Below are 24,759 nucleotides of genomic sequence, written 5' to 3'. Positions count from 1 at the left end.
TGTTTTGTTAGTAAATAGGTTCTGTTTCGTAGAGGAAATCGTTATAGGGATACTTTTGGACATGAAGTTCGCGCACCTGATGATATAGTTTCTCTCTGAACTCGTCGATGTTGAGCCTTTCGCGTGCCGAGACGAAGATGCAATTCTCGTCGAGGCGTGCCATCCAGGTGCGTTTGAGGTCGTCGAGGGTGAGATTCTCTTTTGTGGGAGGTGTCAGGTCGTCTTTGTCTTTCTCTACGAAAGTGTAGTTGTCTATTTTGTTAAAGACGATCATGTTGGGTTTATCGGCGCAATCGAGTTCGCGGAGCGTATTCTCGACAACGGAGATTTGCTCTTCAAAGTCGGGATGAGAGATGTCGACAACGTGTACGAGGAGATCGGCCTCGCGCACCTCGTCGAGTGTCGACTTAAAGGAATCTACCAGGTCGGTAGGCAATTTGCGGATAAAGCCCACGGTGTCGGCCAGCAGGAAGGGTAGATTCTCCACCACCACCTTGCGCACAGTTGTGTCGAGCGTAGCAAAGAGTTTATTCTCGGCAAACACCTCGCTCTTGGCCAGCAGATTCATGATCGTCGATTTTCCCACGTTGGTATATCCCACGAGGGCTACGCGGATGAGCCGACCGCGATTTTTACGTTGTGTGGTTTTCTGTTTGTCGATTTCTGCGAGTCGCTCTTTCAGCAGAGCCATACGCGAGAGGATGATGCGGCGGTCCATCTCAAGCTGTGTTTCACCCGGACCGCGCAGTCCCACCGAGCCCTTTCCTCCACCGCTGCCCGATCCGCCGCCCTGTCGTTCGAGGTGTGTCCAGAGGCGTTGCAGCCGGGGCAGCATGTAGCGATACTGTGCCAGTTCCACCTGCGTCTTGGCACTGGCCGTTTGTGCACGCATGGCGAAGATGTCGAGGATGAGCGAGGTGCGGTCGAGAATTTTCACGTTGAGTTCTCTTTCGATGTTACGCATCTGTTTGGCCGAGAGCTCGTCGTCGAAAATGACCATTCCCACTTCGCGTTCAGCCTCCTCTTCGGCCAGAATATATTGTTTGATTTCCTCGAGTTTGCCTTTTCCTACGTAAGAAACCCTACTGGGTGCGTTGAGTCTCTGTGTGAATCGGCGCACGGTAACAGCTCCTGCCGTATCGGCCAGGAACTCCAATTCGTCGAGATACTCCCGCGTCTTTTCCTCGTTCTGTTCTTGCGTGATGAGGCCCACCAGCACGGCCGTTTCGGCTTTCACCTCGGAGATGACAAATTCTTTCATCGTTGATACTTGCTCTGATTTAGTATGCAAATTTAGCGCAATTCTGCAAAACGCCCAAATCTGAACCCGCTTCTCCATCCTGTTGCAGGCAATTTGCAACGCGCAGGTTGGCTCGTGTCAAAAGATTGTGCTACTTTGCCACCGTCTTTCAGGTAACCTACAATGACGCCACGGAGACCAAAATGCCGCTACTGTAGCCTACAATGACGCCGCGGAGACCAAAATGCCGCTACTGTACCCTACAATGACGCCGCGGAGACCAAAATGCCGCTACTGTACCCTACAATGACGCCGCGGAGACCAAAATGCCGTTACTGTAGCCTACAATGACGCCACGGAGGCCAAAATGCCGTTACTGTACCCTACAATGACGCCACGGAGACCAAAATGCCGTTACTGTACCCTACAATGACGCCGCGGAGACCAAAATGTCGCTACTGTAGCCTACAGTGGCATGAAGCAAAAGAACTGATCCGTGCATCACGTATCAGTTCTCTTTTGTCGATCCTCCATGAACCTCATTCTCAATTGCCCATGAACAGCCCCCATTCTTCTAACTTCGGGAGAGGTGGACTTGTCGACTGAAAAAACAGGAATCTATTTCTTGGAGACAGGCGGAAAGGTGTAGTAGTACCAATAGGTGCTGCCATAGACATCGTGAAGGGCCGTTTGCTGAAGGGTGCGGTTGGTGAATTTGTTTTCCAGGTCTTGGAAATCGCGGAAGTCGGTGTCGACAACATCGTCGTGATAAGAGACGACGGGTGTGGAGCGGAGGTGCATATAAAGGGTGAGCGCCTCGCGGTAGTGTCGCGGCAGACTGTCGGAGAGGCGGTAGAAGCGAGGGATGGCTTTGGCAAAGGCATCGAGCTTTCGGTCTAAGAGATAGCCGCACAGCAGATAGTCGGCCGCGGCACGGCAGATGGCAGACTGCGAGGCGAGTCGTTCGAGGCGTTGCAAGGCCGTGGGGGCTGATGGCAGAGAGTGGGCCGAGAGATGGACGCCGAGGCGATGCTCGTCGAGGAGAAGCCAGCAAACGGAGCTGCCATTGGGCAGGAGCGCCTCCGAACCGCCGACGAGGGGATATTCGAACAGTTTTTCGCCCAGCAGATGGGTCTGAGACAGGGTGAAGATGCGCAAGGAGGTGAGCGAGGAGTCGGTCGAGGAGGAGCCTTGCCCCACGTTCTGGGCTTCGGCTTTTCTTCCGGCGAGGAGCAGACGCTCGGTCTTCATCCGATAGTGAAACACGTCGTCGCCCGTACCCATCAGTCCCACGAAGAGCATCGTGACGGCGAGGAGCAGTAGGTTGGTCCACAACGCGTTGTCTGCAACGGCAAACTTGGGCGTGTTGGTGGCGATTTTTCTTCGCCAAAGGGCGACGCCACAGATATAGGCCACCAGCAGAAGGGGCAACAAAAAAAATGTGCCCTCGAGACGGACATTTCCGACGCGAGAGACGGGCGAGAGGCTGGTGAGGGCTACCAGCAGCAGAGCGGAGGGGAAATAGGTGGCTGCGTGCCAAGCCTGGGGTAGGCGCGAAAGGGAGGCCGTGACGCGTTGCAGGCAGAGGAGCAACGTGGTGAGCAGAAGAGCACCCAGGAGGTTGTGATAACAAAGGGTTCCGCCCGAGAGTAGGTGCAGACTGACTGCGATGAGGTCGGCCTGGTAGAAATATAAATAGGCAAAGGCGAAAAGGCCGAATAAAACGGCGCAGACAGACGTTGAGAATGCTGCGCCGTTGATGCGATAGGTGGGTTTCATCTATATTCTTCTTAAAACAACTGCCGAGCGGGCCGGAATGTACAGTTTGAGCCACTCTTTGCGTGCCTCGACGTAAAGCGGGTCGTAGTTGGTGAGATGGGTGAGGGAGTCGTCTGCCAAACCGTTTCCGCCGAACTCCCGGGCGTCGGTGTTGAGCACCACGTCGTAGGCTCCGGTGGGAACGAGAAAGCCGTAGTCGGTGAATGACCGAGTGGGACTAAAGTTGAAGACAAAGAGCAGACTTCCGCGCATGAAAGCCAACACCTGGTCGCCGTCGTTGTGCCAAATCTCCTGCACCGGAGTCTTCATAAAACCTTTTTCCCCTTTCACCACCTCGAGCATGCGTTTGTCGAAGTCGCCCAAGTAGTGATAGCATAGGTCGTGGTTGTCTACCAAGTTCCATTGTCGGCGTGCATATTTGTAGCTCCAGCCGTTGCCCTCGCGGGGGAAGTCGATCCATTCGGGGTGTCCGAATTCGTTGCCCATGAAGTTGAGGTAGCCGCCGTTGATGGCTGCCAGCGTAACGAGGCGAATCATCTTGTGGAGGGCGATGCCGCGGTGGGCGCGGTCGTTCTCGTCGCCCTTTTTGAAGTGCCAGTACATGTCGGCATCGATGAGGCGGAAGATGATGGTCTTGTCGCCCACGAGTGCTTGGTCGTGGCTCTCGCAATAGGAGATGGTTCGCTCGTCGGCCCGTCGGTTTTTCACTTCCCAAAAGATGGAACTGGGTTTCCAGTGTTCATCGCTTAGTTCCTTGATGGTTTTAATCCAAAAGTCGGGGATGTTCATGGCCATGCGGTAGTCGAATCCGTATCCGCCGTCGTCTATCCTGGCTGCCAAACCGGGCATTCCGCTCACTTCCTCGGCGATGGTAATGGCTCGGGGGTTGACTTCGTGGATGAGTTGGTTGGCAAGGGTGAGGTAGCAGATGGCATTGTCGTCTTCGTGGCCGTTGAAATAGTCGGCGTAGCTGCAGAAAGCCTCGCCCAGTCCATGACTGTAGTAGAGCATCGACGTCACGCCGTCGAAGCGGAACCCGTCGAAGTGGAATTCTTCAATCCAGTATTTGCAGTTGGAAAGTAGAAAGTGCACCACCTCATCTTTGCCATAGTCGAAGCACAGCGAATCCCAAGCGGGATGTTCGTGGCGACTGCCGGGATAGAAAAACTGATTGGGGTCGCCGGCCAGATTGCCCAAGCCCTCCACTTCGTTTTTCACGGCATGCGAGTGGACGATGTCCATAATGACGGCGATGCCATGGCGGTGGGCCGTGTCGATGAGCCGTTTCAGCTCTTCAGGGGTGCCGAAGCGCGAGGAAGCGGCAAAGAAAGAGCTGACATGATAGCCGAAGCTGCCATAGTAGGGATGTTCCTGTATGGCCATGATTTGAATGCAGTTGTAGCCGTCGGCGATGATTCTGGGCAGCACGTTTTCTCTGAATTCGTTGTAGGTGCCCACCTTTTCGGCATCTTGTCCCATGCCGATGTGACACTCGTAGATGAGCAGCGGAGAGGTGCTGGGCTTGAAATTCTTTTTACTCCAAACGAAAGGCTGTTCTGGATGCCACACCTGCGCCGAGAAAATGCCGGTCTGCTCGTCCTGCACCACACGGCGGCACCAAGCTGGAATGCGTTCGCCCATGCCGCCGTTCCAATAGACGTGCATCTTGTAGAGCTGACCGTGCGAGAGGGCTTTCTCGGAGAGTCGTAGTTCCCAGTTGCCGGTTCCCTCGATGCGGCGGGCTCGGTAGCGTTCCGTTTCCTGCCAGTGATTGAAGTCGCCCACGAGATAGAGGTCGGTAGCGTTGGGGGCCCACTCTCTGAACACCCATCCGCGCGAGGTTTTGTGGAGTCCATAATATTGGTGACCGTTGGCAAAGTCGGTGAGAGATTTCTTACCGTTGGCTGTCAACTGACTGAGTTTCCAAAGATAATGATCGTGTCGGCCCTTGATGGCCTCTTCGTAGGGAGCGAGGTAGGCGTCGTTTTTTACCAAACCGATGGTTTCTTTCTTCCCACTGCGCTTTGTCGTTTTGTTGTTTGCCTTTTTGTTGGCATTGCTCGTTTTTGCCATAACATGAAGTTGATTTTGCGAGCCTTTCGGTCTCTTAGTCGTTGAATCTTTTTCCGTTTTCATAGTGTCCGCGTGCTTTGACTTGTCCGTTGCGGTCTTTCTCGATGAACTTCCCGTCGCGCACACCTTTGAGATAAGCCCCTTCGAATCGATTGCCGTCTTTGTCTTCCTCGATCACCGGTCCGTGTCGTTTGCCGTCTTTATAGGCACCTTTGAACTTCGAGCCGTCGGCATAATGGATGATCACCTCTCCCTCTACTTTTCCGTTGAGGAAGTTTCCTTCGAAGACGTCGCCGTTTTTCTTGACGAGTTTGCCGTGTCCGTTTTGCCGGTCCTTTTTCCAGTCGCCGGTGTAGGTATCGCCGTTGCTCCATACGAAGGTGCCCTTTCCGTCTTTGTCTCCCTCTAAGAAAGATCCGGTGTATCGGTCGCCGTTGGCATATCGGAAGATGCCTTGTCCGGTGCGGTCGCCTTGGAGATAATCTCCTTCATAGACGTCGCCGTTTTGGAATTTGTAGATACCTTTTCCGTTTTGGATGTCTTCGGCCCAGTTGCCCACATAGACATCGCCGTCGGCATAGCGGTTGGTACCTTTGCCAGAGCGTTGATTATTGACCCACATACCGTTGTAGTTAGATCCGTCGCCCCAGTCGAAGAATCCTTGCCCCGACTTTTTATCGTCTTTCCAGTAACCATCGTAGTAGGCCCCAGTGGCGAAGGTGTATTTGCCTTTGCCCTGTCGTTTGTCTTGGTACCAGTTGCCTTCATATCGGTCGCCGTTGTAGTAGTACATGATGCCGTGTCCCTGCTGGTAGTCTCTGAACCAGAGTCCCACGTATTTGTTGTTGTTCATGAAGTGGTAGGTGCCTCGTCCGTGTTGTTGATCTTGGAACCATTGTCCTTCGTATTTTTCTCCGTCGGCGAAAGTATAGATGCCATATCCCTGTCGTTTCCCTTTGACGTATTCTCCTTCATAGGTATCGCCGTTTTTGTAGAGTGTATTGCCTCGTCCGTTAGGTTTTCCGGCCACGAGTTCTCCTTGATAGAGTCCGCCGTCTTTTGTTTGGCACGACCCCATGGTTATTTTTTGTGCTCCGCCTGCCAGTGGCTGTGCGAGGATGAGTAGGGCTATGATGATTTTCTTCACGCTATTTGTTGTCTTTGAAATGATGATGTTTCAAAAGTAGGCAAATTTGATGGAACGGCAAAGCGGTTTAGTAAAAATTAAGGGGAAGGGGAGGGGAATTGAGCATAGAGCCCATAGGGAATCTACAAAGAAGTTGACAAGGCCTTACGGAAGTTGACGAGTTAACAAGTTGACAAGGAAGTTAGTTGATAAGTTGACGAGTGAACAAGTTGACGAGTTGACAAGGAAGTTACCCTCCTGTCAACTCGTCAATCAAAAAGCAAATCTACTCGTTAACTTGTCAACTCGTTAACTTGTTAACTGGAACCCCTCGTTAACTCGTCAACTAACAAGCAAATGTCTTAACTCCTTTTCACTCCTTAACTCCTTAACTCCTCCTACGGAGCCGCCACTTACGGCTCCGCCCCCCACGGCGCCAGGGTTCCGTCGGCGCGAAGTTTGCCCCAGGTCCACACCTTGGTACGCTGGTCGTAGAACTTAAAGCGGCGATCTTTGCCCGAGCCCTTCACCTCGCCGGTAAAGGAGAGCGAGCCGGGAGCCGAACCGATTTCGCGCTCGAAGGCCGGAATGAGCGGAATGAGCATCGCCTCGATGCCGGCTATTTTCCTGTCGTGCGCCGCTTTGTTGAGCGTGGCGCGCTGGGAGAGCAGCGTGTGGCGATTGTCGACGAGTTGGTTATAGCGATTGATGAGTTCGGAGACGTCGGCCGAGGGCTCGAGATCGTCGAGCGAATCCATCCGCCGCACGATGGCATTCACGGCCGCATCCGTGGCGGCGCGACGCGCCTTGAGGTCGATCGCGTTGGTGGATTTCGCCCCGGAGAACCGACCGCGAAACAGACCATCGAAGGCGGCATTCGTGTCTTCCAGTCGCTTAGCAATGGCCGTAGCTCCGAGCGCGGTAAGAGCCGAAGCAGCGTCGGCGGATTTGAGATCGGCCAGCAGATTTTTCAGCGCGCCCGTCTCCGAATCGTAGTCGGCGGTGAGCACGCCGGGATAGCGCGAGAGAATCTCCCGCAGTTTCTTAGCGGCCTCTTTCGTGGCACTTTCTTCGGCCAGCAGCCCCATTTCGATGGCCAACTGCAGGGATCGATAGGCCCGGTCGCGCTCGGCGTCGCGCAGCCGCAGTTCTTCGGTAGCCGGATCGATGCGCGGCGGATTCAGCGCCTCGTCCTCGTGTCGAATGGCCTCTTCGAGCGGTTTGAAGAGCAATTTCATCTTTTCCAGATTCGCCTCCTTGGCCATTTCCAGCACGTGAATGGCAAACTGATAGTGCTCCATGTTGCGGAGCCTACTGAGGTTCATTTCTTTTACTTTCATAGGTTTTTGGGTTTAAATGATGAATAAAAAGTTGTCGTAGGGGTACGAAGACCACTTTTTGAGGCGTTTTTGGGTTTCGTATCCCTACGACGGGTTGTTTTTCTCATTTTCTGTGTTTCGTAGGGGTACGAAACGTTGTTTTTCTCGTTTTTGGGGTTTCGTACCCCTACGAAGCCTCGCTTTTCTCATTTTCGAGCTTTCGTAGGGGTACGACGACTTGTTTTTCTCATTTTCATGAGGTTGCTGCTAATCGTTCAGAATTATTCAGAGTCAATTCCTAACATATTGCAGCCCTTAGAAGTGCACGAAAGGTAGCACGTGCACATCGGCCGTATTCTTTTCCAGTGCTTTGGCTCCAATTGTGTGGATTTGCGTATCACCTGGAAACATCGGAGGGATAAGGGAAGTCGTAGAGAAGATCACTGCCAAAGGTCGATAGCCTGTATTGCCGTCGCTGGTTGAGGAGGTCCACACAAATACTTTGTCGGGCAATGCGCCGCCGGCATTGGTAAAGGCATCGAACATCTCTGTGTTATAGCTTGCGTCATCATACCTTTTTAATACCGAGGGATTGAAAGAACCACCATATGTACCCCCCCAGGTTGACCAGGCTGCACCGCCATAGTAATGATAGAATTGTCCATATATATCATAGTTGTTGTTGTCATTAGAGGCAAAAATCTCTCCCAGTGCCGGGATATACCATTTACCAATATTACTTGTTGATACGCCGGGATTGTAGGTGCTTACCCAGCGGAAGGCGGGATATTGGGTGGGCTCTTCGGCGCGTTTCTTGCCGTCGGTGGTGCCTGTGCCGGTCCATGTCAGGTCGTAGCCATTCAGCTCTGAACCTGATCCGGTTGTACCGTTCCACCAGGTGTCGTGCACGGTGGTGTTGCGCTGCTGCCCGATGCCGGCGGCGGTTTCCCACTCGAGAGCCATAGGACTGGCCTTGAGTCCGACGGCGGTGCCCTCGCTGGTGTTGGTCTTCTCGCGAGTTACGATGCCAATGGGTGTGCGCGAGCCTTTCTCGGAAAGAACGCCGTTGCTGCCGTCGTTAAAAAGATAGAGCAGCGGGTGTAGATACATGGTGATGGTGTATGACTTGTTGGTGGCAAAGGTGATGGGAGGTGTCGTCTGGTAATAGCCAATCTTGTTCGTCATGTCATAGCCGCTATAGATTTCACCCCCGACAAAAGCGGATATTATATCGTTGCTGATAGTGCCGGGAAGAATATAAAAGTAGTCGGTGTAGGTGCGATGAGCAAGGGGATACTTGGTGTCCATCTCGGTGAGCGTGGCAGGCATGGCAATGCCATCTGCCGTCTGCGTAAGGCCGGCTGTCTCGTTGGTTTTGTCGCCCTTAACGTCATAAGTAACGAGGCTTGGAGCTGTGGCATTTCTGGTGGCCAGCTTCAGACTGACATTGTTGGTGCTGGTGGTGTAGACCACGTACTTAAATCTCACACGGGCAGTCAGATGTTTCATCGCAAAAGACACATGGCGGTCGGCATTGCTAATCGTTTTGATGGTTTTGCCCAGCATGGGTTTTTTCGTGCTGTTGGTAATGGAGAGGGAGGTGCCGTTGTCGGTCACGCCCTCGCTGATGCACACAAAGGTGTAGGTGCCGGCGGGCAGTTCGAGCATAGAGCTGGCATCGGGCACAAACTTGCCGCTGGCGTTCACCTCGCCCGTGAGCGTTTTGTGGGTGCCGGTGATGCGGTTGCCGCTGCCGTCGAGCGCATAGATAGAATAGCGGCCTTGGCTGATGGGGTTGGCGCGTGTCTCGGGCTCGCTGTCTTCTTCGATGCTCATCGTGGCGTGGAGGCCGTCGCCCAGGTCCACTTCTTGCGGTTGCGCCTGAGCGGCCATGGCCCGCGAGGCAGGCATAGAGGTGGGCTTCGAGGTTTCAAACTTCTCTTCGGTCAGCGTAAAGGTGGCGTCGCTGCCTAAGCTGATCAAGGGGGCGTTGTTCGGCGTTGGCTCGTCGTTGTGGCTGCAAGCCGAAAACATGAGTGCTAAAGCGAAAGCTGCACAAGGCAGCAGGTTGAATCTTCTTTTCATACGTTGGGTTGTTTACTGTTTTTAGATGGTTATTGCCAATCGAATCGACTGGCATTTAGGGTCTCTCCCTCAATCTCTTCATCCTCTTCCCATTCTTCTTCGGTGGAATTCTCGGCGCGATGGCGAATGGTGGCACAAATAAAGCCCTCGCTCTCATACGGAATCACGCTGCATCGCGGCGGGATGTAGGGCAGCGCTGTCCATTCGGCGACTGTCCGTTGTTGTTCTTGTCTGTTCATAAATCTCTAATATTTAAAAGGTGAAAAATCGGCGTTGTTTCTCTTTCCGTCCCTTGGCTCATGGGCACGAAAAAAGAAGCAAAGGCCACTCCGAAGAGCCCTTTGCTTATGGGGGTTGCGCCCGCTTCGCGCGCGCGTAAGAGAAAGCTAAAAAGTCTTACACTACAATAGGTGCGAACATTGTGTGTGTGTGTGTGTGTGTGTGTGTGTGTGTGTGTGTGTGTTTAAGATAGTCATTTTCTGGGAGACTACCAAAGAAAAGGCGTTAAAAGATGCAGAAAAGTTCGCCCTTTTCTGCTCCTCTTGCTTCTGCCGATATGTCAACACATTTTGTTTCACGGGGGCAAAGGTAGAGAATAAACTGCAAATACACAAACTTTCCTTTTATCAATTCTCTATTCTCCTTGCCCATGCCCGGTAGCCCAGTATGGCGATGATGGTGTAAAGGGCGTAGAGAGCGGCTTTGAAAGGGATGCCTTTATAGACGTAGAGCAGGGTGCAGACGAGGTCTACCACCATCCAAAGGAGCCACTGCTCGACATACTTGCGCGCCAAAGCCCATAGGGCTACCATGCTCAGGGCGTTGGTGAAGGCATCGAGCAGAGGAACGGTACTGTCGGTAAAGGTCGTCAGAACATAATAGGTGGCTCCCCAAGCTGTGGCGAAAAAGACGGCAGCAGGCATGAACAGCCGACTGGGCATGTGGGTGATGGGCATCTCTTGGCTTGACGACCGATGGTGTTTCCGGTTCCATCGCCACATCGCGTAACCGTAGAGGGCGGCCAGGGTGTAGTAAATGGCCATTGCGGCATCGCCGTAGAGTCCGTGTTCCCAGTAAAGCCATATGTCGAGGGCGGGCATGATGATGCCCACCAGCCAAAGGGCGATGTGAGCACGGTATTCTAAATAGAGGTAAAGCAAACCCAAAAGGGTGGTGAAGAGGTCGAGCCAGGAGAACATGGGGATGTTTTAGTTAATAAGTTGACGAGTTGACAAGGGGACGAGTTGACGAGGGGATGAGTTGACAAGTTAACAAGTTGACAAGGGGACGAGTTGACAAGTTAATGAGTTGATGAGTTGACGAGGAAGTTTGCCTTTTTTAGTGGACGAGTGGATGAGTTGATAGATGAGCTAATTTCCTTGTTAACTCATCAACTCATTAACTTGTCAACTCGTCCCCTTGTCAACTTGTTAACTTGTCAACTTGTCAACTAAACATTAAAATTCAATTCTCAGATGCGCCATCATGTGGAAGGGAGCCGAGGGTGCGAAGCCGGCTGCATCGCTGTCGCGCGGGCCCCAAGTGTTTTCGGCCACGAGCGTGGTGCCGTCTAAACGATATTGCGGAGTGGCCCAACCGTTGCTGTCGTATCGAGAGGAGAAGAGGTTGTAGAGCGTCAATCCGAGGGTAACGCCCTCTATCGACCGGGTCTTAGGTGCAAAGGTGTAAGAGAGAGCGAGGTCGGTGGTGGCGTATTGTTTGAGCGAAATGACGTCGCTCGTCGCCTGTCTGTTCGCGTCCTTGGTCTGCATCGTTTTGAAGCCGGTGTTGGTGAGGTTCTGTTCGCCCACGAAGTGAGTCATCACCCTACCGATGAAGCCTGCCTTCGAGAAAGTGAGCACGTTGTTGAACACGGCATTGGGCGAGAATGCCAACTGACTTTCGCCCGCAATGGTGTAGACCGAGCCATCGGTGAGGTTCACCGTTACATCCTTCACGCGGTTTCTCGAGAGCGTGGCGTTGGCCTCCCAGTCGAGCCAATCTACGGGTTTCCATGTCGCCGACAGCTCTACACCCATGCGATAGCTTCGAGCAAAGTTGCGTGTGACGGCCTTGTCGAGCTTCATCTCGCCGGTGGGCACGAGCTGGTCTTTGTATTTCATGTAATAAAGGTTTGCTCCGGCGGAGAATTTCTTGCTGCGATATTCGTAGCCCGCTTCCAAATCGCCCAGTCGTTCGGCGCGAGGCATCTCTATCTGTGCGTCGATGTTATGCTCGAAGTTGGTTCGCACAGGTTCGCGATGGGCAATAGCGTAGCTGGCATAAAGGCGATGAGCGGACGAGAGTTCGGCGTTGACCCCGAATTTAGGATTGAAGAAGTTGAACTTCTCGTCGACATCATAACTGAACCGTCGCTTGGCCGAAGAAGCATCGGCCGGCCCGCGCATCCTCAATCCCACGTGTCGGTATTGCAGGTCGGCAAAGGCACTCAGTCCTTTGGTCAACTCGTAGGTAGCCTTGGCGTAGAGGTTGGCGTCGGTCTTCTGAGTGTTGTTGTCGTAGTAGACGTGATTGGGCATGAAGTCGTCTACGGGTTTCTTCACCCAAGTGACGTAACCGATGTGGTCGCCGTCGTATTTGTTCCAGCCGCCGCCGAGTGTAGCCGAGATATTCCGGGCGTTATCGTAGTTCAGGGCAGTAGTAAAACCGTAGAAATCGTTCTTCAACCACTTCTGCCGCACCAACGAACTCTTCGCCTTTGTGCCTCCCTGGTCAAGTCCGTATTCGGCCAACTTGCGTTTTTTCTTATATTGTTCGTAAAATCCCTGCCCGTTGGTGTAATGTAGTGCGAGGTTGAAATTCCATCGGTTCGACACCCATTGATTCCACAACAATTGGTAGTGTTGCTGGTGATAGTTGTCGGTCTGGTTGCGATAGAACTGCAATTGATCCAGGGCATCGTTCTCCATTCGTCCGCTGGGGTTGTAGGTTCGACCGTAAACGCCCTGATCATACTTCGAGGCATAGTCCCAAGCGTGGTAGGTTCGTTCCTGTCCGTTGAACGTAATGAACTTCACGGCCGTGCGTTCTCCAAAGTATCCCGCCTGTAAGAAATAGGAATTGAGCCGTGTGGAGGCCCGATCGATGTATCCTTTCGAGCCAATGTTCGACAGTCGGCCTTGAATGCCCCAATGTCCGCCCAAAAGACCTGTTCCGAAACGCACCGTTTCTTTGTGCGAATAGTAAGAACCGCCCGAGAAGTCGACCCCTGCATAAGGTCGGTTGCCGATGTCTTGGGTTTGCATATTCACCGTCGCACCAAACGCTCCCGATCCATTGGTAGATGTTCCCACGCCGCGTTGAATCTGAATACTGCCCACACTCGAGGCAAAATCGCCCATATTCACCCAAAACACCTGACTACTTTCGGCGTCGTTCACCGGGATTCCGTTGGCCGTTACATTGATTCGGATCGGGTCTGTTCCTCTTACGCGCATCGAGGTGTAACCGATACCGTTTCCGGCGTCGCTTGTCGTCACCACCGACGGAGTGAGCGAGAGCAGAAACGGAATGTCTCGCCCGGTGTTTCCCTGTCGAATAGCTTCTCCGCTTAGATTGGTGAAAGCCACTGGCATCTTTTTCGTGGCGCGGGTAGAGATCACCTGCACCGTCTGCAATTGAACACTGCGCAGCGTGTCCATCCCTTCTTGTTGCGGATGGGCTGCATAGACCACTGCCACTCCAGAGAGCAGGACAGTTAACATCATTGTTTTTTTCATTTTCCTTTTGAATGAAAAGACATACAAAAGGGGCGTTTTTCCTTCTTTTTATTCCTACGCCGGCATTATCCGGATCAGGTCAGAGGGTCTCATCTCAGCCCGAAACCTCGGGCACCCCTTAACTTGCATTTTGCAAATCGCCGGCAAAAGTAACACATTTTTCTGTTGTGAACAAATCCAAAATGTGGATTTCTATTCCGTATCTGTATCTTTTTCTGCAGTTGCTGCTATTTCTCTTGCATTGAAAATACACGAATGGAGTGAAAGAAAAACGAAATAACTGGTATGGATCTACTGAAAATCGCAGATGTTCCTCTACAGAACATCTGCGATTTTGCTGTTGTGCGCCTGATAGGACTCGAACCTACACGTCGCGAAACACCAGATCCTAAGTCTGGCGCGTCTACCAATTTCGCCACAGGCGCGGTTTGCTTTGCAAAGGTAACAAGTTTTTTGGGCCGGGCAAAATTATTGTCCGGTATTTTGTTGCCGCACCGATGACATCAGTCCTATTGAAGCATAGCAGACGAAACGCTTCCTATTTTTCCTGCTCGTTGATGATCAACACGCACACGGCACCCACGAGAAGCAGCACGCCGGCTGCCATCATCATATGGCTTTGCACGCTTCCCAGCAGTTGGAGAACCACGCCTCCGCCGGCTGCAGCAATAATTTGAGGCACGCAGATCGTCCCGTTGAACAGTCCGAGGTAAGCCCCCATGTGGCCTTTCCCTTCCAAAGCGTTGGTGACAAAGGTGAAAGGCATGGCCAACATCGCAGCCCAAGCGCAACCGATAAGGATGAAAGGCAGGAACATCACATACGGGTCGTGTACGAAAGGCACCCAAGCAAACCCCACTGCGCCGAGTAACAGACTGAGCGAATAGGCCATCTTTCGGCTTCGTATCTGTGGAAGCACCACCGCCCACACCACACTTCCGATGGCCTGAACAGCGAAAAGGATGCCCACCCAGTTGCCCGCTTCCTGGTATTCGGGGGTGGAGGTGGCTGTTGTCAGTTGCATATTCACGCCCCAACAGGTGTCGGCCACCGACCCTGTGGTGTAAGTCCACATATACATAAAGGCCGCCCAGCAGAAGAATTGCACTAATCCCACCGTCCAAAACGTGCGCGGAGCCTTCTTCAGTAGCTGCAACACGCTGGTCTTTTCCTCGTCGAGCGGTTTCTCCAAACTGTTATATCGAGCATATTCGGCAGGGTTCCACTCCTTCACTTTCAGCGAAGTATAGACTACGCATAGGATAAGGATGGCTGCCCCCACGTAAAACGACCAGATGACAGAGTCTGGAACGATGCCGGCCGCGGCGATATTGCTGATGCCGATATAGGTGAAGAAGAACGGGAAGACGAACCCTACCACCGAACCGGCATTGCAAAGAAAACTCTGAATAGAGTAGGCCAGTGCCTTTTGTTTCTCGTTCACCATGTCGCCCACCAGCATTTTGAAGGGTTGCATGGCCATGTTGATGCTTGTGTCGAGGAACATCAAGGCCGTCAAACCGAAGATCATGGCCGTGCTGACGGCCATTCCCAGCGACCCGGCGTTAGGCAAAAGGCACATCACCAGCACGGCCATGCTGGCCCCCACGAAGAGATAGGGGATGCGCCGGCCGAATCTGGTCCACGTCTTGTCGCTCAATGTGCCCACGATAGGCTGCACTAAGATGCCCATCAACGGAGGGAGTATCCAGAAATAGCTCAGACTGTGCGGGTCGGCACCCAGTGTTGCGAAGATGCGCGATATGTTTGCACTTTGCAGCGCGTAAGCAATCTGCACCCCGAAAAAGCCGAAGCTCAGGTTCCACAGTTTCCAAAAACTTAAGTCGGGTTTCTTTTTCAATTCTTTATTCATACATTACGATTCTATTTTCGTTCTTCCTTTTTCTTTTCTTCTTCGGCTGAAGGGCATGTCTCTCGAGTGGTTTGCCGCACCACGAGTCGGGTTCTCACCACCCGTCGTTCCACCTTTCCCCGTTCAATCTGTCCCTCGACATGGCGAATCAGGATGTCGGCTGCCTCCTCGCCCACCTTATATCCTCGCTGTTCTACCGTGGTAAGGGCCGGGTCGCAGGCAATGGCGCGCTGTCCGTTGGTAAATCCGCACACGCTCACCTCTTCGGGAATGCGCAGTCCGCCATGCTTAGCTGTGTAGAGAATGCCGATGGCCGTATCGTCGTTCACGGCAAAAAAAGCATCGGGACGGTCGTCGCGGCGCAGGATGTCGGGGGTGATGCGTTCGGCCTCCTCCCGATTGTCACACTGGAACACCAACGAAGGGTCTACCTTCAGACCGTGTTTCAACAGTGCATCGCAGTAACCGTTATACCGATTCTTGGATATTTCCATTTTCATGGGCGAACTATAGAACGCCACCCGCCTGCATCCCGTCTCCACGAGATGGCTCACGGCCGTGTAGGCCCCCATGTAATCGTCCACCACCACCCTGCTTGCGTTGACACCTGTGCACACTCTGTCATAGAAAACCAGGGGTACGCCGCGCTCGATCAGCCGTTGAAAGTGGTCGTAAGTGATCGTATCCTTAGCCTGCGAAACGATGATGCCGCACACTTTGTTCTCGAAAAACGACTGGCAGATATGCACCTCGCGCTCATATTGCTCGTTGCTGTGTGCCACCATGATGTGATAGCCGCGCGTATCGGCTGCTTCTTCGATGCCGGCCAGCACCGACGAGAAGTAAAAGTGCGTGAGTTCGGGCACAATCACACCGATAATCTTCAACGGACGGAGCCTGCTGTTGCGTAGACTCTCGGCAATGAGGTTGGGGTAGAAGTTGTGTTCGCGGGCGTAAGCCTGAATCCGCTCTCGCTGTTGCTGACTGATGCGAGTGCTACCTTTCAGCGCGCGCGATACGGTTGCCACAGAGACGTTCAGCTCTCTCGCAATATCCTTCATCGTGATGGGCGCAAATTCTTCCATAATGATCAATTTCTCTATTCTCCAAAGGCGGATGCCGGGCGGGGTAGGGCGGTTTTAGGTTTCTCGTTCTTACCGAGCGCGTGTCTCGCATTTCGCCCCGTTACCTTCTCCTCTTTCAGCCTCCGAGTTTCCATCGCTTAGCTTTTGCCTCTCCATCTCTTAGCTTTTGAGGTGTAAAAGCTAAGCTTTTGCGATGCGTTTTCTTAGCTTTTGCAAAGCGTTTTGTAAGACTTTGATTCTCAATTGTTTGTAGATGCGATTCAGAAAAGGTAGATGGTTTGGGACGGAAGCGTGTTCGTTCCTTCTCATTTTGCAAAGATAGCGAAAAAAATAAAAGAACGCATCAAAGATGGAAAGAATAAAAAGCCCATCCGAAAAGATGTCTGCAACTCTGTCGATGATCGCAAAAAACATCCCGGCCCCTCTTCTTTGGGGTGAAGAGAGGCCGGGAATGAAAGTGCCTCTGCCACGAGTAGACATGCCTGTGGCGGAGGGTTGCCAAAGGCTTTTCTTAGTCTGTCGGGTGGACGGCTTGTTCTTTGATCGGGTAAACCGTCTGAGGTTCGGCAGTCGAAAGGGCGTTATTTATACTCGCCCGTGCTGTCGGCGAATTTCAGATAAGCCTTCTCGCCGGCCGTAACATTGACGGCTGCCATGTCGCCGCCATCGCCCCGATAGACGATTTTGCCCTCTTTGGAGAGCACAAACTCGCTCTTCCACCAGTCGAATCCATCGAGAACCACACACATACGCACGGCACCCGAGGTACTGAAGGCCGGCGATACAAACTCGCCATTGGGTGTTGTGGGTGTTGTGAAGAGGTTGGCCGTGCCGGCAGACCAGGTGTCATTGGCTGTAGCTCCGAAGAGATATACCTTGGGAGCCAGGAAATCGACGCTCCGAGTGGCTCCGTTCACCACTTTTAAAAGATACCATCCGGCGGTGGACACTTTGATGTTGCCGCCATTATCGCTCACTCCGGCCCCGGCAAGGTCGTTGATGGTAGTACCGGTGTAACCGAAATCGTTGACCCAAGCTTTGGTGGGAGCCAGTTTGAACTCCTCGCCTGCACTTAGATAGAGAAGCGTCCAGAAGGTGGGATTGTTCGTTTTGGCGGTGCCATTGACGGGAATGAGTTCTTTCCAGGTGCCGCCCCAACCGTAAGCACTGCCTGTGAGGAAGAGAGTAGAGGCCTCTGCCACGTAATAAGGCACCACTTCCAGTTTGATGGTGTTGGAGAACAGTGTGTCGACATTGGCATAGGCTGCCTTGATGCGCACATATACCGTCTGATTGGCGGGGATGGTGACGTTGGTCCAGTTGCCGAATGTCTGCAAAGTCTGGGCAAATGCTTTGGCAGAGAGCTTTGCCTGGGTGACAGAATAGACGGTGGGCAACTCGGTATAGTTGGCTACGGTGGTGCCACTGGCATCAGCTTTGGCTTCGTCTGTCGAGACGGTGAAATTGCCGGTGAAAGAAATCTGCAACTGATAGTCTACTTTGGCTTGATAGCCGAAGGCCGGTTGTACCCAGCTAAAGGCCAATGAGTCGGTCGAAGCCAGTGTCACGGTAGACGATGCGTAGGCGGGCGTGTCTAAAACGAAGGTGCTGGGGTGCTGGATGACGGGGTTTCCGTCTCTATCGTCCGAACAGGCTGCCAGCAAAAAGATGCTGCTCAGCAGCAGCCAGGCTGTTTTTATTGTCGTTTTCATAACTTTTGTGGAGTGTTAAGGGTTAATATCCCGGGTTTTGACTCAGGTTTCCGTTTACGGAAAGATCGCTTTCAGGCAGCGGGAAGATGTTTCGTGTGGCTTTGAAGCTGCGGCCTGCCACTACGCCTCCTTTCCAAGACCAAAGATAAGTGTTGTCTCCGCCGAAGTATCCGTAACGAATCAGGTCGGTTCGACGCAGTCCTTCGAAGTAGAACTCTCGGCTCCGCTCGTCCAAGATGTCTCTAAGCGTATAGCTGGTTTTGGTTGTTGCATGAGCACGACTTCTCAACAAGTTGATGTAAGCAATGCCTTCGGTGGTAGCGTTGCCGCCGTTCTGCCTTGCAGTGGCCTCAGCATAGGTGAGATAAGCTTCTGCTTTGCGGAAGAAAAAGAAGTCGGCATCGGAGAATCCGGTATCCGTTGCATCAGAACCATCACTCTTTATGTTCGTGAACTTGGTCACGGAGAATCCTTTTTTGAAAGTCTTCACATCGTCAACAGAACCGATTTCCAACGTGCGCCCTTTGCTCCAGAAGAGAGCTCGGTCGTCTCCGGCCGCCGTCAACACAGCCGATGTCTCGCCGGAGGGAGCATCGTTGTTGGGGAAAAACTTCTGAACCAGATCTTTTCTGGCTCTGTTGCCGCCCCAAGTGCCGTTGGTTCCGTTGGAATTCATGTCCGAAGAGTGGGTGGAAGCTGTGAGAAAGGTGGTGCAACCGTAAGCTGCCGTCCGGTTTCCCTGCTGTAAGATGGGGAAAATAGCTTCTACTGCTGCACCGTTCTGTCCGTTGTCGCCCATAAAGAGCTTACGATAAGCACTGTAACCGGCAGAAGATGTGGTGTAGAGTTGGTAGGAAGAGTCGATCACTTTCTTGGCATACAGGGCCGCCTTTGCCCATTGTGGCGTTCCGGTATATACCTCTGCGTTGAGGTAAAGACGCGAAAGCAACATCCAGGCAGCAGCTTTGTCTACGCGTCCGTAGCCTGTATCGGCGGCTGTCTTGGGCGCGGGAGCAGACAGAAGCGGTTCAATCTCTAAGAGTTCGCTCTCCAACCAGGCGTAAACCTCTGCTCTTTTCTTCTGCATCGGCTTGTCGGTGGTGATGGTTGTAGGCAGAGGAATGTTGCCAAAAGCATCCATTGCCAGGTAGAACTCTAAGGCTCGGATGAACCGAACCTCAGCCGTCCGGGTGGCATCTATATCAGATGCGGCACTGAGATACTGATTACAAACCGAGATTCCCGAGTAAAGACGATTGTAATAGATGGCGATGAAAGTGTTACCGGCATCATATTCGTTCGTATTCATCGTTGCAACGCCATCATCCGCCCAGGAACAGATGGCTTCATCGGTAGTAAGCTCGTTGATATTGAAGTATTCTCGCACGAGTCCAGTGGTTCCTGGATCCTTGGCTGCTACGTTTGTGCTACCTGGTCCGTCAACTCCCTCGACAGCGAAGTTGGCATAACACATGTTGAAAAGTGCTATGGGATCCAGCGTTGTGTTCTTAGTGGGGTCAATAGGCGTAACGTCTAAGTCGCCGACGCATGATGTCAAGCCTGCCGATAGCAGCAAAGCGGCCGCAGGAAGTATGTTTTTGATATACCTTTTCATTATGATTTGTCTTTTGTGAGGGTTAGAAATTCAGACTCAGACCCATGATAAGGGAGATGGGACGCGGGTAAAGCTGATAGTCGATGCCGCTGAACACCTCGGGGTCGAGCCCTTTATACTTGGTGATGGTAAAGACATTAGAGACGGTTCCATAAAGACGGCCGCTCAATCCGTGCCAGTTGCCAGTTTTGAAGAGTTGATTAAAGCTGTAACCCAGTGTGATATTGTCGCACTTCAGGAAAGAAGCGTTGTGCACGAAGTAGTCGCTTTGCGCCCATTTAGTGCTTTGCCAGTTGAGATTCTTGGCCGACTGAGTGCGTTGCTCCAAGAAACTATCTTGCCAAAGCTGACTCATGTCGATGCGACTGGCCTCTACATCGTTATAGATATAGTTGCCGATGCTGGCCCGGAAGCTGGCTCCGAGGTCCCAATTCTTATACTCTAAGCGCGAAGCCAAGCCCATTGTGACGGGTGCTGCAGCTTGTTTGTAGAAGTAACGGTCGGCATCGGTGATGCTTCCGTCGCCGTTTCGGTCTACCACGGCTCCTTCAATAGGTTTGCCATTAGCGTCGTAAGCTTGCTGATAGACCAGGAATGCGCTCGAGGGTTGCCCTACGGCGTAGGCCAAAATCTTACGGTCGGTACCGCTGTGTATCGAACTTCCCGTCTCGATTCGTTCGCCATCGACACCCGTCAGGGCTGTAATCTTGTTGTGATTATAGGTAATATTATAGTCCAACGTCCAGAACCAGTCTTTGGCTTGTATGACTTTCCAGCTCAGCGTAGCTTCAAGGCCGGTGTTTCTCAAAGAGCCGATGTTCTGATTCACCTTGTTATCGAAGTTCGTTCCTGCTGCAACGTATGCTTTATTGATGAGATTGGTGGTCTTACGATAGTACCAATCAATGCTTCCGGTGAGTTTTTGGTTCAGAATACCCCAGTCCAGACCCACGTTATAGGTTGTGGTGGTTTCCCATTTCAGGTTAGGATTGTAGCCAAGAGGAGCATAGAGTCGACCGTTTTCCAAGAGCGGATAGAACGATTGCGTGCCTGTATTCATGTTATAGATAGTGAAGTAGGTGTAATCGTCTATGCCTTCCTGCTGTCCGGTGTTACCCCATCCGAGGCGAAGTTTAAGGTCTGAGAGCCAGCCGACGTTTTTGAACATGCTCTCTTCTTTGGCTTTCCATGCGAAAGCGAAAGAGGGGAACCATGCCCAGTGCTCTTTGAAGCGCGAAGAGCCATCGTCGCGCACTGTGGCCGTGAAGTAATAGCGGTTGAGCAAGGTATAGTTGGCGCGTCCGAAGAAAGAAACCAAGAAGTTTTCGGTTTCTATATATTTCGGTTTATGTTCGGTTTCCTGTCCTGCTTTGGCACTTCCGCTTTGGTAATAGCCCCAATAATCTTTGTATTCGTTGTGCCAGAAGTGTTGCCATTCATAGCCGGCCATCACGTCGAAGTGATGTTTTTCGTTGAAATCTTTGAAATACTGGGCATACATACTGAGCGAAAGATTGCGCTTGAGTTTCTCTTCTGCGCCGTAGCTACCATAGTAGAACGCCTCGGGAGCGGTGTTTTCCACCATCTTATTCTGTTTACCTTTCGACACATCGGCACCCAATGTGAGGTGCAGGCGTAAGTCTTCGAAGCCGTGCAGCTTATAGTCGATATCGGCACTTCCCACAAAGGCGCGGCTGTAAGCCTTCTCATGATGAAGGTTCAGTGCAGCAACGGGATTGGCAGGAGCCAGGTTATTGGAAGTGGTATCATAGTTGGTGTCGATGTCGGTTATACCACCGGTGGTCTTCCACTGAAAATATCCGGCATAATGTTTCTTTGCTTCGGCCGAATTGTCGTAGATACTCTGCGTGGGGTCGAAGCGAAAAGCATCGCTGATAGCACCGTAGTTAGGATAACAGGTCTCGGCATACATCCCCTTGGCATTGAGGTTGAGCGTGAGATGATTGTCGAAGAACGAAGGATTGAGGTTCAAAGCAGCCGTGTAACGCTTGAAATCGGAGGTTTTGATGACACCCTTTTGGTCGGTATATCCCAGCGACAGGCGATAGGGAAGGTTCTTCACAGCTCCCTGCACAGCCACATTGTGGTCGTGACTGGCAGCGGTGCGAGAGATTTCTTTCTGCCAATCGGTGTTAGAAGTTCCCAAAGCCTTGGCCGCATCACTGCCAGCACCGTATTTATTGAGGATCAACTCACGATATTCGTCGCCGCTTATCAGTTTCAACGACTTGTTTTTGTGGCTCACCGTGAAGCTTCCGTTGTAGCTCACCTGCGGAGCCATGCCCTTACGGCCCTTCTTTGTGGTGATAATGATAACGCCATTGGAACCGCGCGAACCGTAAATGGCTGTGGCCGAGGCATCTTTCAGCACGTTGAACGACTCGATGTCTTGTGGGTTCACCATCGAAAGCGGATTGGAAAGTCCTTGAACGCCGTTGTTGTCCATCGGTATTCCGTCGATGACAATGAGCGGATTGTTCGATGCATTGAGAGAAGATCCGCCGCGAATACGGATGTTTGCCCCCGAACCGGGTGCTCCGCCGTCGGTCGTGATGTTGACACCGGCCACCTTACCGGCAATCATATCCTGCGGATTGATCACCAGACCCTTGTTCTTCGAGTCGGGTTTGAGAGCCGTTACCGACCCCGTCAGGTCGCTCTTCTTCACTGCACCGTAACCAATGACCACCACCTCGGTGAGCGATTTGGCTGCTTCGTCTTTCAGTGTAATCACCATTTGCGGACTGGCCGTTACTTTCGTGTCGCTATAGCCTATATAAGAAACGGTGAGAAGAGCACCCGCTTGCGCGTTGATGCTGAAGTTTCCGTCGATGTCTGTCACCACTCCGCCCGTTTGGCCGGCAGCTCTTACGGTGGCACCGACAACAGGTTCGCCGGTAGCATCTTTGACATGACCTTTCACAACGATCTGTTGTGCCAAGGCACTGATGGAAAGGATAAGCCCGCACAGCAGCGTGAGTATCCTCAGAGGCATCGTAATCTTTACCTGCTTCATCATTTTTAGTTTTTAAAATTTAAGTAATACATTGTTTTCTGATTATCTTCTCTATTTAGGTTTCCTCTGTTTCTTCGCGCGTGCGTGTACATATAACGATTCTCTTTGTGTAGATCGGGATGGGCACGTAGCCAAATGAAGAGGGAGTCAGCCCATGAAGGGCGGTTGTCTTAATAGGTTTGCTTCTGTTATAGGTTGTCGATTGTTGATGTAACATTAGCATTGCAAAAGTAACTTTCTTTATGTTACACGATGCTATTTTATCGTTAAAAATACAACTCATTCGATGCAAACGTTTGCATCTGCCTCTTTTTTCTACGGTTTTTCCTGGATCGAGAAATGAATTTATAAGAGTCTGGAAATCAATTGCTTACAGGTTGGCTTCCAAAAGCTGATCTTTTGCATCGCGTTTTCTTAGCTTTTGCACTCCGTTTTCTTAGCTTTCGTCGTTCGTTTTCTTAGTTTTTGCAAATAGAATGATCAATAAAAAGAGGGGGAGCAGCCATTCGGATGTACCCCCTCGTCAGGTATAAAGTGATGAATTAAAGCCTTTCTGCTGCTTGCATGATGCGCCCGGCAATATCTTGTAGTGAATTTTTAAGACGCTCTCGGTCCACATCGCTGAAGTCGTCTGTCACTCCATTGTTCATCCCGCTGAACTTATGGTAAAGCCATGAGCGAGACTTGCCAAAGTAATTCTTGGCCAAGTATGCCCAGTTGATTTCCTCATATACATCTGCCAAGACTTGTCTGGCTGTTGCTTTTTGCTGTTTTACAATTACTTCCATATTGTTTCTTATTGTGCCCTCGTAAACGAGAGCGGTGGGGTTACTCTTGTTCCATCAGTTCATAAACCAAATCCAGGATGTAGATTTCAAGGTTTCTCTCACCATTGGGATAGGCTCTTCTGTAATTTCTGATGGCTTGTATCAGTTCATCTTCTTTTTCTGTGTATGGCATCACTCGTGCTTTCTATTTGACACGGCAAAGATAATAACCTTTTGCGTATTGTGAAAATAAAGCAGAAATAAAAATCATCAAATGGTTATTTTCATATTTGATGTCCATCAAAAGGGGTAGTTGTCAAGCGAAAACAGAGGGCTTGCATCTCTTTCGTTTGTTGTTGATAATAAGGTAGTTACAAAACGCCGTTTCCTTCTCTTAGCTTTTATGTCTCATTCTCTTAGCTTTTGCACTCCGTTTTCTTAGCTTTCGTCGTTCGTTTTCTTAGCTTTTGCAAATAGAATGATCAAGAGGAACAAGCTAAGGGGAGATGGAGGGGGTAAGAGTTTTGGAGATTGGGGGATGGAAAAGACCAAAAGTTGAGAGAAATTTCGTATTTTTGCCCTATCAAAATAAAAACAAAATGAAGATAGGAATCATCGTGGCCATGGACAAAGAGATGGCCCAGCTCCGCGCTTTGCTTGAAAAACCACAGATTCAGCACCATCATAACAAAGAATGGGTGCTGGGCTGTATCGGACCGAACGAGGTGGTGATGCAGCAGTGCGGCATCGGAAAGGTGAACAGTGCGGTGGGTGCCGTGGAGATGATCGACGGCTATCGGCCTGACATCATCGTCTCTACGGGTGTTGCCGGAGGGGCCGATCCGGCGATGAAGCCTTTGGATGTGGTGGTGGGAACGGTCTATGCCTATCACGATCTCTACTGCGGCAGTGAACTGGAATATGGCCAGTTGCCGGGACTTCCTGCCCGTTTCGAGGCTGGACAGCACTTGATCGAAACGGCTTTGCAAAGCGGTGGTGACACAACTCTTCATTCGGGGCTCATCGTTAGCGGCGATTGGTTTGTAGACGCTAAGGAAAAGATGCGCCATATTCTGGAACTCTTTCCTCAAGCTAAGGCTGTTGATATGGAAAGTTGCTCGATTGCGCAGGTCTGTCACCTGTATCAAACCCCTTTTATCAGTTTTCGCATCATCAGCGACGTACCTCTCAACGACCATCAGGCGGCTCAATATTTCGACTTCTGGGAGCGAATGGCCAACGGTTCGTTCAGGGTGGTGAGCCAATTCCTGGCCAACCTGTCCCGATGGTAAAAGAAAAAAGAAACGA

The 24,759-nt window shown here is 51.7% G+C and carries 17 protein-coding genes, 1 tRNA gene and 1 riboswitch; of the genes, 1 reads left to right on the top strand and 17 read right to left on the bottom strand.

The genetic code is table 11. From position 1 onward, the window contains the following. Positions 1-7: 7 nt before the first annotated feature. The 17 genes from hflX to J5A66_RS10220 form a co-directional block, all read right to left on the bottom strand. Positions 8-1,261 carry a GTPase HflX gene (gene hflX / locus J5A66_RS07535; RefSeq protein ID WP_211790039.1) on the bottom strand — a complete coding sequence of 418 codons (1,254 nt, stop codon included), beginning with the start codon at positions 1,259-1,261 and terminating at the stop codon, positions 8-10. A gap of 597 nt (positions 1,262-1,858) precedes the next feature. Next, the gene (locus J5A66_RS07530; RefSeq protein ID WP_211790038.1) at positions 1,859-3,019 is read right to left on the bottom strand and encodes a DUF6057 family protein; all 1,161 of its coding nucleotides are present in this window, start codon (positions 3,017-3,019) and stop codon (positions 1,859-1,861) included. Continuing rightward, the gene (locus tag J5A66_RS07525; protein WP_371742849.1) at positions 3,020-5,092 is read right to left on the bottom strand and encodes an alpha amylase C-terminal domain-containing protein; all 2,073 of its coding nucleotides are present in this window, start codon (positions 5,090-5,092) and stop codon (positions 3,020-3,022) included. 34 nt (positions 5,093-5,126) lie between these two features. After that, positions 5,127-6,239 carry a phosphatidylinositol-4-phosphate 5-kinase gene (locus tag J5A66_RS07520; protein ID WP_211790036.1) on the bottom strand — a complete coding sequence of 371 codons (1,113 nt, stop codon included), beginning with the start codon at positions 6,237-6,239 and terminating at the stop codon, positions 5,127-5,129. 392 nt (positions 6,240-6,631) lie between these two features. After that, on the bottom strand, positions 6,632-7,558 hold the full coding sequence (locus tag J5A66_RS07515; protein WP_211790035.1) for a DUF6261 family protein: 927 nt from the start codon (positions 7,556-7,558) through the stop codon (positions 6,632-6,634). Between the two features lie 294 nt (positions 7,559-7,852). Next, positions 7,853-9,622, bottom strand: coding sequence for a hypothetical protein (locus tag J5A66_RS07510; RefSeq protein ID WP_211790034.1), 1,770 nt, complete (start codon positions 9,620-9,622; stop codon positions 7,853-7,855). Positions 9,623-9,651: 29 nt separating this feature from the next. Further along, the gene (locus J5A66_RS07505; RefSeq protein WP_211790033.1) at positions 9,652-9,861 is read right to left on the bottom strand and encodes a hypothetical protein; all 210 of its coding nucleotides are present in this window, start codon (positions 9,859-9,861) and stop codon (positions 9,652-9,654) included. Between the two features lie 387 nt (positions 9,862-10,248). Next, on the bottom strand, positions 10,249-10,821 hold the full coding sequence (gene pnuC / locus J5A66_RS07500) for a nicotinamide riboside transporter PnuC (RefSeq protein WP_211790032.1): 573 nt from the start codon (positions 10,819-10,821) through the stop codon (positions 10,249-10,251). Positions 10,822-11,079: 258 nt separating this feature from the next. Then, positions 11,080-13,362, bottom strand: coding sequence for a TonB-dependent receptor (locus J5A66_RS07495; RefSeq protein ID WP_211790031.1), 2,283 nt, complete (start codon positions 13,360-13,362; stop codon positions 11,080-11,082). A gap of 34 nt (positions 13,363-13,396) precedes the next feature. Continuing rightward, a riboswitch (TPP riboswitch) is annotated at positions 13,397-13,491 on the bottom strand. Positions 13,492-13,705: 214 nt separating this feature from the next. Then, positions 13,706-13,787, bottom strand: a tRNA-Leu gene (locus tag J5A66_RS07490). A gap of 113 nt (positions 13,788-13,900) precedes the next feature. Next, positions 13,901-15,235: an MFS transporter gene (locus tag J5A66_RS07485; RefSeq protein WP_211790030.1), complete on the bottom strand. Its 1,335-nt coding sequence runs from the start codon at positions 15,233-15,235 to the stop codon at positions 13,901-13,903. Positions 15,236-15,246: 11 nt separating this feature from the next. Then, positions 15,247-16,320 (bottom strand): LacI family DNA-binding transcriptional regulator, encoded by a 1,074-nt coding sequence (locus J5A66_RS07480; protein ID WP_211790029.1) that lies wholly within the window; start codon positions 16,318-16,320, stop codon positions 15,247-15,249. Positions 16,321-16,901: 581 nt separating this feature from the next. After that, a complete protein-coding gene (locus J5A66_RS07475) occupies positions 16,902-18,032 on the bottom strand; it encodes a SusF/SusE family outer membrane protein (RefSeq protein WP_211790028.1) in 1,131 nt (376 codons plus the stop codon). A 22-nt stretch (positions 18,033-18,054) separates the two neighbouring features. Further along, complete coding sequence (locus J5A66_RS07470) at positions 18,055-19,647, bottom strand: RagB/SusD family nutrient uptake outer membrane protein (protein ID WP_211790027.1); 1,593 nt, start codon at positions 19,645-19,647, stop codon at positions 18,055-18,057. Positions 19,648-19,669: 22 nt separating this feature from the next. Further along, a complete protein-coding gene (locus J5A66_RS07465) occupies positions 19,670-22,684 on the bottom strand; it encodes a TonB-dependent receptor (RefSeq protein ID WP_211791467.1) in 3,015 nt (1,004 codons plus the stop codon). 542 nt (positions 22,685-23,226) lie between these two features. After that, positions 23,227-23,472: a DUF5053 domain-containing protein gene (locus J5A66_RS07460; RefSeq protein ID WP_211790026.1), complete on the bottom strand. Its 246-nt coding sequence runs from the start codon at positions 23,470-23,472 to the stop codon at positions 23,227-23,229. Between the two features lie 40 nt (positions 23,473-23,512). Beyond that, the gene (locus J5A66_RS10220; protein WP_256438741.1) at positions 23,513-23,644 is read right to left on the bottom strand and encodes a hypothetical protein; all 132 of its coding nucleotides are present in this window, start codon (positions 23,642-23,644) and stop codon (positions 23,513-23,515) included. A 406-nt stretch (positions 23,645-24,050) separates the two neighbouring features. Between J5A66_RS10220 and J5A66_RS07455 the strand changes: the two genes are divergently transcribed. Beyond that, positions 24,051-24,743, top strand: a complete 693-nt coding sequence (locus tag J5A66_RS07455; RefSeq protein WP_211790025.1) for a 5'-methylthioadenosine/adenosylhomocysteine nucleosidase — start codon at positions 24,051-24,053, stop codon at positions 24,741-24,743. Positions 24,744-24,759 lie beyond the last annotated feature (16 nt).

This window comes from Prevotella sp. oral taxon 475, assembly GCF_018127805.1.
Taxonomy (GTDB): Bacteria; Bacteroidota; Bacteroidia; order Bacteroidales; family Bacteroidaceae; genus Prevotella.
Note: the sequence above shows the minus strand (reverse complement) of the source record. Positions and strands in the feature narration are given on the sequence as shown.